At 42.6% G+C, this 12,827-nt stretch carries 9 protein-coding genes; 3 read left to right on the top strand and 6 right to left on the bottom strand.

Annotation, left to right across the window (positions count from 1 at the left end; translation table 11 throughout):
* The first annotated feature begins 401 nt into the window (after nt 1–401).
* From NLP_RS22660 to psbA, 3 genes are all read left to right on the top strand, one after another.
* Nucleotides 402–3,416 carry a DUF1574 family protein gene (locus tag NLP_RS22660; RefSeq protein ID WP_104908324.1) on the top strand — a complete coding sequence of 1,005 codons (3,015 nt, stop codon included), beginning with the start codon at nt 402–404 and terminating at the stop codon, nt 3,414–3,416.
* Nucleotides 3,417–3,484: 68 nt separating this feature from the next.
* Nucleotides 3,485–4,984, top strand: coding sequence for an MBOAT family O-acyltransferase (locus tag NLP_RS22655; protein ID WP_104908323.1), 1,500 nt, complete (start codon nt 3,485–3,487; stop codon nt 4,982–4,984).
* A 470-nt stretch (nt 4,985–5,454) separates the two neighbouring features.
* Entirely contained in the window at nt 5,455–6,537 is a 1,083-nt protein-coding gene (psbA, locus tag NLP_RS22650) for a photosystem II q(b) protein (RefSeq protein WP_104908322.1), read from the top strand.
* Between the two features lie 63 nt (nt 6,538–6,600).
* Here the strand turns inward: psbA and NLP_RS22645 are convergent, their stop codons facing one another.
* From NLP_RS22645 to NLP_RS22625, 6 genes are all read right to left on the bottom strand, one after another.
* Complete coding sequence (locus NLP_RS22645; protein ID WP_234017031.1) at nt 6,601–6,735, bottom strand: PepSY domain-containing protein; 135 nt, start codon at nt 6,733–6,735, stop codon at nt 6,601–6,603.
* Between the two features lie 134 nt (nt 6,736–6,869).
* The gene (locus NLP_RS22640; RefSeq protein WP_104908321.1) at nt 6,870–7,901 is read right to left on the bottom strand and encodes an AMIN domain-containing protein; all 1,032 of its coding nucleotides are present in this window, start codon (nt 7,899–7,901) and stop codon (nt 6,870–6,872) included.
* Nucleotides 7,902–8,052: 151 nt separating this feature from the next.
* On the bottom strand, nt 8,053–9,048 hold the full coding sequence (locus NLP_RS22635; protein WP_104908320.1) for a helix-turn-helix transcriptional regulator: 996 nt from the start codon (nt 9,046–9,048) through the stop codon (nt 8,053–8,055).
* A 436-nt stretch (nt 9,049–9,484) separates the two neighbouring features.
* Nucleotides 9,485–10,693, bottom strand: a complete 1,209-nt coding sequence (locus NLP_RS22630) for a PepSY-associated TM helix domain-containing protein (RefSeq protein ID WP_104908319.1) — start codon at nt 10,691–10,693, stop codon at nt 9,485–9,487.
* A complete protein-coding gene (locus NLP_RS33460; RefSeq protein ID WP_158680500.1) occupies nt 10,653–10,805 on the bottom strand; it encodes a hypothetical protein in 153 nt (50 codons plus the stop codon). Before NLP_RS33460 ends, NLP_RS22630 begins: the two co-directional genes overlap by 41 nt.
* A 111-nt stretch (nt 10,806–10,916) precedes the next feature.
* A complete protein-coding gene (locus NLP_RS22625; protein ID WP_267894945.1) occupies nt 10,917–12,809 on the bottom strand; it encodes a TonB-dependent siderophore receptor in 1,893 nt (630 codons plus the stop codon).
* Nucleotides 12,810–12,827: the final 18 nt, after the last annotated feature.

Raw genomic sequence — 12,827 nt, 5'->3', positions numbered from 1 at the left:
CTCCAACCAACGATCAAGGGATAGAGTTTAAATGAGATAAGCTTGTTGTCTGTTTTACCTGAAGGGGCATTAGCAGATTGGGAAACGAGTCCGGTTTTAAAGGACAAGTTATCAGCCAGTCATATAGAATTATTCTGACTCATGGTTACTGTACAAACGCGATTAATCTCGTCTCTCCTAAATCCTAACTTCTGATTTTTGACTCCCTATTAGTAAAATAAACGCAAAACTCAACATTAGTCAGACTTACAACCTATACAAGACTATCTTGTCCGATTTTGTGAGCTAGGAAGGTAACAAAATTGTTAAAAAAAAACGTCAGAGTGTGATAGACCTATGGTTCTAGTTTACAAGTGCAGGCACTATCCCCCAACCATCGCTGACTGTAAAGTTAACTGAGCATGAAAACAGTATTACCAGATCGCCAGCAATCCTTAGTGCAATGGGTAAGCCAAGCAACAGGGATCAACACTTTCGGAGTGAAAGTCCGGTTGCGGGGAAATGACCTTCATATTCTTTGTGAAGGTACAGAATGTCCGCAGCGTTGGCGTACTTTGTCTGATTTGCTGCAAGCACTACAGCAAACAAACTTAGATATCCTCACAAATAGCGAACAAACCTCAATATATCAAGTATTTGTCTATGGCCGCAGAAAAGGGGAACACCGCCCCTCATGGTGCCATCGGGTTCACTTAAATCAAATAGATAAGCATCTCGATCAGGTGCAGCAAGCGCTGCTAGCAGACTCGGAAAAATCAAAACAATCGGGTGGGGCGCTAATTGTCTCTAACGAAAGTTTGGCACGCCAAGGCAATCCAGAAGCGATCGCTCGATATCTGAGCGAAACTCTGAGTACGCTAGGTGTATCAGTACAGGCAAAGATTAAGCTATATAAGCCAAAGAATTCTCAGCCAGAAGAAAATCGCCTGTGGATATTTTGCCAGTCAAGCTATAGCCCTGATGCATCGTTGCTTGCTGAACCAATAGCACAGAAGTTGCGTTATCTCAAGCTTTCCGGCTACCAAGATGCCGTAATTGTTTCTCAGGTAAGCGGCGAAACTGCCCCAGATTGGCTGCTGCGGGTGGATTTAACACCACCAGAGGTGATGCTTAAAGAGTGGGCGCGTTGGGGGGATGTCCAAGCGATCGCTCGATTATTAGCTGAAGTACTATCAGGATTAAAAGTTGGTGTCCAAGTTTCTCTGAAAGAATCAACGCTACATATCTTTTGTATTCCAGCTTTTGATCCCTTAGGAACTGCCCCGATCCCAGATAAGGTAGTGTGCTTAGAGGCGATTTTACCGCAGCTAGAAGCGATCGCTCCTCAAGCCATTCTCGCCGCCACCGTATACGGGCAAAAAGCAGGCGACAAGGAACCTACTTGGATTGATTGCCTGGCTTTACCCGCTGCCAAGTATCCCGCCTTTGCCATATCAGCATTAGATTTGGCAAATACTGGCGATGAACCAGCAATTATATTTTTACTAGAGCGTTTACTTAATCCTGATTTGGATTGGCGACTATTGACAGGTGGAATTCGCGTACTCCTACTGAACAGAAATGGTTTATTACACATTATGTGTGATGCACCTGTTTGTCCACTGCGGCAACAAGTAGCAAGTAAAATTACGCAGTTTATCCGCCAGTTAAAAATTTCCGGTATTATGGGAGTACGTATCTACGGTCGCCGTGCTGGGAATAAAGAACCTTTTTGGCATTATGGCGTCGATCTTGAACATCGCCAACGTTTAGTTCCAGAAGCAACCCCAGAATTTGCTGCTACTTCTATATACATTAACGATTTAGTAACCTCTGAGACTAGTGAGCCAATTTTGCGCCCAGACTTAACGACAGCAGAAGTTCAAAATTTTGTAACAGAAGTAGCGCGAGATTGGATAGCAACGGCGAGTTCAACTGCGAGAAAATTCCTGTTGAAAAGTCAGTTATTTACCGAAAGCAACCAGTCAGCGGAACATAACCATGATGTTCAAGGAATTAAAATTGCTTTGGTTTGGGGAACACTAGGATTATTGCTCACCCTCCAAACTGATTGGGTATTGGGTCATATTGTTGCACGTACTACGCCCAGTTCCCCAAAAGCTGCTAGTGCCAACCTCTCATCATCTTCCGAGCAAAAAGCATCTTTGACATCTGAAGAAAATCAGAGTGAGAAAACGACATTTTTTAGCAGCACTTCCAAGACAAAATCTCCTCCAAATCAGAGTTCTGTATTTAATGCTTCGGAATTTACCCAAAGTGATGATACCCCAAAAAATAATTTGGCAGCCGCACCACTGAAGGAAAAAGCAACCGCAACAGCTATTCTTTTAGCGGCGCGATCGCAGATGCCAAGTTTTAATGTCAGGCAGTTAGACGAGCAACTAGCACTGTATAAACAGCGTTTAGCTAGAACTGGTAGTCCCCCAGATGTATTGATTATTGGCTCTTCACGCGCCCTCAGAGGAGTAGATCCCGCAGCACTCTCTAAAGCTTTAGCAACTCAAGGCTATCCAAATCTTGATGTGTTTAACTTTGGAATTAACGGTGCTACCGCACAAGTTGTAGACTTTGTAATTCGTCACGTCTTGGAACCATCAGAACTACCCAAAATGATTATCTGGGCAGATGGTGCGCGTGCTTTCAACGGTGGGCGCGAGGATATTACCTTTAAATCGCTTGCTGCATCGGCTGGTTATAAACAAGCATTTCAAAAAACACCAACAACGGCAAGTAGCAATGATTTACCAGAAAATACGGTAAATTCGGGAGAACAAAAAACAAACGAAGAAAAACAAGAGATTAGTACTTATGAAGCTGTCAATCAATCGTTAAATCAGGCTCTAGCATCTGTTTCTGCTAGCTATCAAAACCGCGACCAAATTAAAAGTTTACTACAAAAACAACTGCTCTTATTTGGTAAAAATCAGACAGTTGCATCACAAAAACAGTTGACAGACGGTACTTCAGATGAAAGTATTTCTCAGCAAGCGGTTGACTTTGATGGCTTTCTACCCTTGTCTATTCGCTTTAATCCCACGAGATACTATCAAAAACATTCTAGAGTTCCCGGAAATTATGACAACGACTATAAATCTTTTCAAGTAGAAGGACAGCAAGATGTTGCTTTTCAAGAAGTGCTTCAGTTTACCCAGTCTCAGAAAATCTCCTTAGTGTTTGTGAATATGCCTCTGACGGGAGATTATTTAGATCCAGTGCGTAGACAATATGAGCAACAATTTCAGCAATATATGTTGCATTTGGCTACTAATCCCAACTTTATTTATCGTGATTTGAGCCAACAGTGGACAAAAGTAAATGATTTCTTTTCTGATCCTAGCCACCTCAACCGTTTTGGTGCATACGAAGTCTCGAAAAAGCTAGCTAACGATCCGATGATTCCTTGGCCAGTGAAGTAGGAGATTGGGGACTGGGAACTGGGGAGAATAATCTACAATGCCCAATGACAAATGACAAATGACTAAAAATGAACTTTATATCAATTTTCTATGGACTGTTCTTGTTGAGTGTATTAGGAATTTACTGGTCTTTAGCACAACATAAATTGCGATTGTGGACGCTGCTAATTGCCAGTTTAGTTTTTTATGCATCTTTGCACATTCAATACATACCATTACTATTAGCATTAACGTTTATTAATTTCCGTATAGGGCTAGAAATTGGTAACAACACATCACCAGGAAAACATTCTCTTGATTGGGAAATTTCTAATGAAGAGTGGCAATTTGCTCAAGTTGATTGGAATCGTCGCCGTTTAAAGGTTTTGTGGGTGGGTATAATTCTCAATGTTTTACTGCTATTAGCTTTTAAGTATTTTACCCCTTTATTCAAGTTTGTTTTTCATGTTCAAACAAACTCACCAGATAGCTCTTTTAAATTAATTGCACCCTTGGGAATTTCATTTTTCACCTTTGAATGTATTGCTTATTTAATAGATGTCTATCGCGGTGCCCTTGCTACTGATAATTTTCTCAAATTTGCTACATACAAATTATTCTTTGCAAAACTGATTTCAGGGCCGATTACACGCTACCACAACTTAGCAAATCAATTTAATACACTAGAATTCCCCAGTACTAATAGAGTAGCTGAAGCGCTGTGGTTGATTGCTAGAGGCGCAGTCAAAAAAGGTATTTTTGCAGACCACTTGGGAATTTTCGTAGATTTATGTTTTGGTAATTTGCAACGGGCGGGTAGTACCGATCTGTGGTTAGCTACATTTGCCTATGGCTTGCAGTTATATCTAGATTTCAACGGTTACGTAGATATAGCCCGTGGTAGTGCTATGCTTTTTGGCTTAGTTCTACCTGAAAATTTCGACTTTCCTTATTTCAGCACCAATATTTCAGAATTTTGGCGGCGCTGGCATATCACTCTAGGAGATTGGCTACGTAACTATGTCTACTTTCCTTTGGGTGGTTCCCGTCAGGGTTTAGTCCGTACCTGCTGGAATTTATTTATTGTAATGCTAATTGCTGGTATCTGGCACGGTGCTGCTTTGGGTTATGTTATTTGGGGTATACTCCACGGATTAGCTTTGGTGGTTCATCGACTTACAGATTCTATAAGCGAGCGCTTTGAAAATCTAGAACAATTCTGGCAAAATCCTCTGGGTATCTTTGTCGCTTGGTTTTTGACCCAACTGATGGTTTTTACCTCTTGGATTTGGTTTCGTCTACCTAATCTCCAAGACTCTTCTTTGGTAATTCGGCATCTTTGGGGTTATCCGGCTGACGCCCAGTTTGCTGAAAAGGTCTATGTGGAAGCCTTAAATATGAGCCAATTCCAACTCGCTTGGGTACTTCTAAGTTTAGCTGCCCTTATGTCTATAGTCTATGCATTCAACCGGATACTGAAGTTAGAGTTTAACTGGCCCCTTAAGCTTGTCTTTGTCCCCCTATGTTTTTACGCTGTTTGGTTATTAGCTCCAGAAGGCAGTTTGCCCTACATCTACTTTGATTTTTAACTGAACCATCAGACAACATAGAACTTCTTATCTCGTTACAAATCAGCAAGATTTCAAATGTTTTTTATCGGCTAATTGTAAAGAAGTGTAAAAGTAGATAAGTAAGTAGGTCAAATTAAATATAAAACCCACCCTGCCTCCGGCTTCCCTCTCCTTGCTAAGGAGAGGGATTGAGGGTGAGGTTTGATCTTATGTTTAATTACGCCTACCTACTTACTAACTAGGCGATCGCGTCATTGAAAGTAATAGCTAGTTTGTTGTTGAAGTGGCTTAAAAAGCCTCAATACATTACTTTATATCCCTGTTCTTTATAGTAGGAAAACTTTACAGTTCGATGAGCTTGTTAAACAATTCTGTTACAGAATATTAAGTCACAGATCGCGTCCAAGTAAATTCATGTAGACTAGATTTCAACAGGCGAAATAAATCCGCTTGTTCCATATTTAACAACCCATAGCACTTATAAAACCATGACCACAACCTTACAACGGCGCTCTGGCGCTAGTGTATGGGATCGCTTCTGCGAGTGGATCACTAGCACCGACAACCGTATATATATCGGTTGGTTTGGTGTACTCATGATCCCAACCCTACTAGCTGCTACAACCTGCTTCGTAATTGCTTTCATCGCTGCTCCTCCTGTGGACATCGATGGTATTCGCGAACCAGTAGCAGGTTCTTTGATCTACGGAAACAACATTATCTCTGGTGCAGTTGTTCCTTCTTCAAACGCCATCGGCTTGCACTTCTACCCAATCTGGGAAGCTGCTTCTTTAGATGAGTGGTTGTACAACGGCGGTCCTTACCAGTTGGTAGTTTTCCACTTCTTGATCGGTTGCGCTGCCTATCTTGGTCGTCAGTGGGAACTTTCTTACCGTTTAGGTATGCGTCCTTGGATCTGCGTAGCTTACAGCGCACCTTTGGCTTCCGCTACCGCAGTATTCTTGATCTACCCAATCGGTCAAGGTTCTTTCTCAGATGGTATGCCTTTGGGTATAAGCGGAACATTCAACTTCATGATTGTGTTCCAAGCAGAACATAATATCTTGATGCACCCCTTCCACATGTTAGGTGTGGCTGGTGTATTCGGCGGTTCATTGTTCTCTGCAATGCACGGTTCTCTAGTAACTTCTTCCTTGGTGCGTGAAACCACCGAAACCGAATCCCTTAACTACGGTTACAAATTCGGTCAAGAAGAAGAAACCTACAACATCGTTGCAGCCCACGGCTACTTCGGTCGTTTAATTTTCCAATACGCTTCCTTCAACAACAGCCGTTCACTGCACTTCTTCTTAGCAGCTTGGCCTGTCGTCGGTATCTGGTTCACCGCTTTGGGTATCAGCACGATGGCATTCAACCTGAACGGTTTCAACTTCAACCAATCAATCATTGACTCCCAAGGTCGCGTCATCAGCACCTGGGCAGATGTAATCAACCGCGCTAACCTGGGTATGGAAGTAATGCACGAGCGTAACGCTCACAACTTCCCCCTAGACTTAGCTGCTGGTGAAGTTGCTCCTGTAGCAATGACTGCTCCTGCTATCAGCGGTTAATACTTCAGTGTTAGCTAAATAAGAAAGCGCCCTCCAGAAATGGGGGGCGCTTTTTAGTTGTAATTATTTTAAAACGGGCTGTTTAATAAATTCTGTAGGAGATTTTGCTCGATAGCGATGCTTCCACATCACAAAGCCAGTAATGAATAAAATTAACGGTGCAAGTCCAACAAAGACGTAGAAAATCCGAAATGGCAATCCCCCACATCGCGGAGTTTTTTAGATTGGATCATGGCGATCGCAGTTAAAGATTCTCCTGACTCCAAACGATCAAGTCACCAAGGGGAATACTAAAATATGGTCAGCGTGATGTCATCATGATGATAGTAAATTCAGCCGCAGAAAATGAGAGGATTAAAACCGCACTTTAAGTGACCCCCGAATTGTAAAAGGCGCACCAAGAGCCTCTGACCCAGGACCGCGCGAATTGACAATATAATCCGAATCAAACAAGTTCTCAAAGTTGAGCGCAGCCTCCCAGCTGTCGCGTCGGTAAAACAGAGCCGCTTGACTGTTTGGTTTGCATAGAAGCCCCGAACTGTAATACCTCCCTGGTTCTGTTGAACACCGCTGACGTTCTCCAACGCACTGTTGACATCAGTAACATTACGATCTTTGATCACCTGTTGCGGTACAATTTGAATGGTATTTGGAATATCTCGCAAGGGAGTATCAGTACGCGTTCCCACGCTTGTTTGCGAGGGGTTGTAGCCTTGATCTTGTTCGCCCTTTACCACGAGTTCAATTGGTTCATTACTTCCTGGCGATGTTTGACTTGGCTGTGTTTGACTCCCTGGCTGCTCTTGTGGCTGAGTCGGTTGCGTTTGAGGTTGCTGTGCAGAGGATGCAGCAGTTGCAACAGAGAAGATGATACCTTCATCTGGACTGTCAAACAACTCAACAATTGGTACACCCACCTCACCCGTTACACTTACCCGGATAGTCTGAGCATCAAAGTTTGTTACCGTTATCTCACTAACACCTGCAATTGGTTTAGTAGAGCGGAATGTGAATGCTTCGCCCGATGGTAAACGCAGTTGGGCATTGGGAATATCAGCAATAAAGTTATTGCCCGAACTGCGATTTACTACTTGCAATTGTTGCCCAATGGAAGTCTGCAAAATCACCTCCACACCCTTAGAGGTGGGATTTGCCTTCACCGAAGTCACTTGTACAACTTCACCCTGCTGACTTTGGTTCGGCGGGTTCTGCTGTTCTATCTGAGCGAACCATTCTTTGACTGTTCTTGCGGAACGGTCTAGTTCTTGTACACTATGAATTACAGTTACTTGCTTTGCCTGAGTTGGTTGTATGACCATAGCAACAACAAAACAGGAAATAAACAGCGATCGCCACAGTTTCATCACTCCACACACCCAATCGTATTTCTCAAAACAGAACTGATTAATTGAGAATCATTTTTAGATAACTCTGTTTACGACAATAGGGGAAATTGAGCGATCGCAAATATACTGAAACCGGATTTTTTTTATCGGAATCGGGATCTATTTTTTGCTACAAGCCTTTTTGCTTACGATACTCTCTAGGAGTGATGCCAAATTGCCGCTTAAACAGATACCCAAAATGACTTATGCTCTCGTAACCCACTTGATAAGCAATTTCTGCAATTGTGAGATTAGTGTCGATGAGTAACTGCTTTGCTTGCTCTAGCCGCAGGGATTGCACATATCCCAACACCGTAGTCCCAAATACTTCTCGAAATCCCCGCTTGAGCTTAAAGTCATTAAGTCCAATTTGACTGGCTAGGTCTAGTAGAGAAGGTGGATTTGGGAGCGTTTGATTTAAAATAGCTTTAGCTTGATGTAAACGTTCGATTTCATCGGCACGGAAAAATAGCGATCGCTGCAATACCTGATGATTTTCCCCCCACTGGGCAATCTGAAGTACCAGTAGTTCCAAGACTTTTGCTTCTAAATACATTAGTCTGAGTGTTTCTCGGAACGGACACTGCAATATTTGTTTCAGTAGCAGTTGCATTGTCGGCGTGGTCACTCCTAACGGCTGATGAAAGCGCTCCTTTATTGGATTTTCTTTTAACTGTTCGAGCAAAGCAGGCAATCGATCAAAGCTGCTTTGAAAACTAGAAAGTAAATCAGCATTCCAATAAATTTTGATATTTTGAGTGTACTGGTTCGCATTAAAATGCTCAAACTCCCGAACATCAGGCAAGCAAAACAAGTAATTGTAACCTGCGACTTCTTCATAATCGTCACTGACTCCTGGCACATTTGGTGTAACTGTTCTTACAGCACCAGATAGAAAAAATTTAGATGTAAGCTCAGGCGAATTATCGTGTTTCTCTTCAGCAATTATCGCCTGAGAAAACTCATTGTCAGAGATTGATAGCCCAAGGTTATGGCGAAGTATAGTCCAGCGATGGCTGTTTTGACCAAACCAAGTAGATAATTTTGCTTTTCCCTCATAGTCATTAAACTGCACATCCTTGCAAAATTCCCCAAAGTCTTCTGTCCCAGTTAGACGAATAGTCATAGTAATACTCTCCACTGCTTATTGAGAATAGTATCTATTAGCAGGTAGAGCGATGTCTACACCAAGCTGCTAAGAGCGTCTACGCCACAGTTTCATAACTCCACACACCTAATCAGATTTTGCCAAACAGAGCTTACTATTTCCGAATAACTCTTAATTAACTCTATTTTTAAAAATACAGAAGTTTGGGCGATCGCATCTACACTGAAACCGAATTTTTTATCTGTATCGATATCTGCCTTTTACTACAAGGCTTTTTGCTGGCGATCTTCTCTAGGAGTCATGCAAAATTGCCGCTTAAACAGATAGCCAAAATGACTTATCTCATATTGCACTTGAGAGAAATTTCTATAACTGTAAAATTAGTGCTTTGAAGTAGCTGTTGTGCTTGCTCTAGTCGTAGAAATTGCACATATCCCAACACCATAATTTAAGATTAAGACTTATCAAAGAGATCAACCGGATTCTTTTGAGAAACTCTCCGGCGACGCAGACGAAACATATTCAAACCTGTAACCAACAAAATAGCAGGAGATAATCCGACAAATACGTACAAAATTTTGGTACATAACCCACCAAAAACGCCATAATGCAGGGGTACTGAATAGTTGGAAAAACGGACTGATAAGGACGTTGTTTTAGTCCCATCAACGACTTGTAAAATCTCACCCGTGTATTGAGCGATATGCACTTCACTGTCCCAGGATTGCGTTCGTGGAGAAATCATCCGAAAGTCGTACGTCCCTGCTTGCGATTCGCTAGGCACGTCTATACTAAATATGGAGAAGTTAGGTAAGGCCGCTTCAGCTTTTTGCACGATCGCATCTAAGGGAAAAGGAGTTTGACCTGGAGCCGGAGTCAAAGCCTTGCGGGGAGAGTCTACTGTCTGAGATGTTTGAGGCGTAAAAATGGCAGCAACAGCATCAACAGGCGTAAAAATGGCATCAATAAGGGGATTAATTAATGGAACACCACTCCACATGGCACCTGTTACAACAGGCAAAATCAACACTATGCCTAAAATGATGCCAACCACTTTATGAATATCAAAGTTTAGTCGTTTGGGATGACCATTCCATTTAATTTTGAATCCGCTACTCAGTTTTCTCCATCCGGGCCAGAGGACGATCCCCGTTACGCCCAGAATTACCATAAACGAAGCCGCCACTCCAAGGATGTAGACACCCGTATCGCCCATCAGCAAGGCAACGTGAAGCTCATACACTTTGCCGAAAAATTCACTGCCAAACCAGGAGGGATTTTGGGCTAAAAACTTCCCTGTGTAGGGATCTACCAAAAAATCCCCGATTGTTGCAGGTACATCGGGTTTTGGTGCTGAATTATAGTAAACTCCGTAAGGAAAAATCCGACCGAGCTGAAAATCTGGATCATTGGGATGAGCGGCTTTTACTCTGTCCACTAACACGGATAAGGGCAGGCGATTCTCTTGAGGGATCACCGCTCCATACTTATGAGCTAAGACGAAATTATCGATCTCGTGCATAAACACCAGCAGGCTACCCGTCAAGCCAGCAATGATTGCAATTAAGCCAAGCACTAAACCAAGATAGCGATGCAGATTGAAAATCACATCGCGGAATTTTTTAGATTTGCTCATGGTTAAAACATTGATCCAGATAGACATTGCTGTTGCCGCAGCTCCCGGTTAAGCCAAGCAGGATGGCAATTGGTGCGATCGCAAAACCCAGGATGCGATGCAGAGTAAATACAATGTTACGTAGTTTTTTATAACTCAAGCTAGACGCTCCTTTGCACAAGCTCAGGCTTAATGAATCAGTAGGATATTCCTTGTCCCTTTTCAAGCATTCTTGCAAAAAACCTACACTTGTCAGAGGGTTAGGGTGGGATCAAAAGGTGACTGAAATTGTGCCCAGTACAGTAAATGGTGCTTGGGGGAAGGTGAGGTAGCCGTTTGATTCGTAATATTTAACATCCAAAATGTTCTTAAAGTTGAGTCCAACTTGCCAGTTATCCCGTTTGTAGGAGATAGAAGCATCGGTTCTGACATAGGAAGGAAGGATGAATTGCTCGCTCTGGTTAGCAACGCGCTCGCCTACAAAAAAGAACCCTGCACCAAACTGCAATCCTTGCAAGTCACCCCGTTTAAATTCATAAGTTGTCCACAAACTCGCGCCATGATAGGGTGCATTTTCTAAATGCTTACCTTGGACTGTGGGGTCGTTATCTTTGCTGACATAGGCATCATTTAAATAACCAGAAGCAATTACCTTCCAACCTGGTAAAATTTCCCCAGCTACATCTAGTTCAATCCCGCGACTTTTCACTTCTCCTAGCGCGATTGAGTATTGATTGTCGATTGGATCTACAGTGGCGACATTTGTTTTAGCAATGTCATAGGCTGCAAGGGTTGCTGAAAGTCGCTTATCAAATAGTTCAGCTTTGATGCCAACTTCGTACTGAGTCCCGCGCGAAGGCTCTAATAGCTCTTTGTTTCTATCTCTGCTACCATCAGCATTGAAGGAGCTACTGTAGCTGGCGTACAACGAGATGGGTTCGATCGGTTGATAAACGATGCCTACACGTGGGGAAAAGGCTTCATAGTAATATCCAGACCTGTCTGGTTCGCTAGGGATACTGACATCAGAAATATTTTCACTATGTGAGTCAATAAAGTCATATCTGCCGCCAACAAGCAACTTCAAATTAGAGAGCAATGTTACTTGGTCTTGCAGATAAATTCCTGTGGTATTATTTGTCCTATTATACTTGCTATAGATGCGCTCAGGCAGTGGTGGAACGTCATAGTTTGGCTCAAAAATATCTATTGAAGGGAAATCAATATCATAGCCGTTATTGGAATCCAAGGTATTCCGGTTCCAGTCCACACCTAACAGCAGTTGATGAGCGATCGCACCCGTATTGAATTTACCAATCAAGTTGCTTTGCAAAGCAAAGCTTTGTGAATAATTCGGGCCATCACCAAACTGCCCTCGCAGCAATGTTCGACCATCTTCTAAAAGAGGATTACCGATTTGGGTCACTTTTTCACTATTTTCATCAAATTGTGCGGAAAATCTGCTTCTCAACTGCCAATTTTTACTAAACTGCTGATTGAGTGTTAGCGCGACACGATGGCTTTCAGTATTGAAAAAATCATCGGGTTGAGATACAAGGCGATTTCTAGGCAACGTTAAAAAGATTGCTTCTGGTTTAAAGCCTCGGTCGAACCCTTGTTGAGAATTAAGATATTCATAGGTAAAGTCTAGGGTTGTCGCATCATCAATTTTGTAGGTGAAAGCAGGAGAAATATAGAGGATATCGTTTCCAAGGTAATCCCGATAGCTGCCAGAATTTTCATAAGAAACATTCAACCGATACAATAACCTTTTATCGGTCGTCAGCGGTCCAGACAGGTCGATTGTGGGACTATAGTAATCAAAGCTCCCAGCCGTGAAACTAGCAGAGTAATAGGGGGTACTAAGAGGTTTTTTTGTCACATAATTTACAATACCACCCGGCTCCAATTGTCCATACAGCACGGAAGCAGGGCCTTTTAGAACCTCCACCTGTTCAATATTGGCTCCATTGGCAGGAAGTAAACCAGTAAACCCATCTACCAAGATCCCACCAAAAAAACCGCGAATGTTGACATCACCGAAAGTATTGCCATAGCCCGATACGGCTGCTACACCAGACACATTGCGAGTTGCATCCACAATCCTCGTGATTCCCTGATCCTTAATTACCTGCTGGGGAATAACTTGAATTGACTGCGGAATATCACGTAAAAGCGTATC

Origin of the sequence: Nostoc sp. 'Lobaria pulmonaria (5183) cyanobiont' (genome assembly GCF_002949795.1) — a bacterium.
In the GTDB taxonomy this organism is placed as follows: domain Bacteria; phylum Cyanobacteriota; class Cyanobacteriia; order Cyanobacteriales; family Nostocaceae; genus Nostoc.
Note: the sequence above shows the minus strand (reverse complement) of the source record. Positions and strands in the feature narration are given on the sequence as shown.

What these genes read in the sequence shown, in the direction of transcription:
- NLP_RS22660 (WP_104908324.1), top strand. Translation starts at nt 402, where the DNA reads ATGAAAACAGTATTACCAGATCGCCAGCAATCCTTAGTGCAATGGGTA.
- NLP_RS22655 (WP_104908323.1), top strand. Translation starts at nt 3,485, where the DNA reads ATGAACTTTATATCAATTTTCTATGGACTGTTCTTGTTGAGTGTATTA.
- psbA (WP_104908322.1), top strand. Translation starts at nt 5,455, where the DNA reads ATGACCACAACCTTACAACGGCGCTCTGGCGCTAGTGTATGGGATCGC.
- NLP_RS22640 (WP_104908321.1), bottom strand. Translation starts at nt 7,901, where the DNA reads ATGAAACTGTGGCGATCGCTGTTTATTTCCTGTTTTGTTGTTGCTATG.
- NLP_RS22635 (WP_104908320.1), bottom strand. Translation starts at nt 9,048, where the DNA reads ATGACTATTCGTCTAACTGGGACAGAAGACTTTGGGGAATTTTGCAAG.
- NLP_RS22630 (WP_104908319.1), bottom strand. Translation starts at nt 10,693, where the DNA reads ATGTCTATCTGGATCAATGTTTTAACCATGAGCAAATCTAAAAAATTC.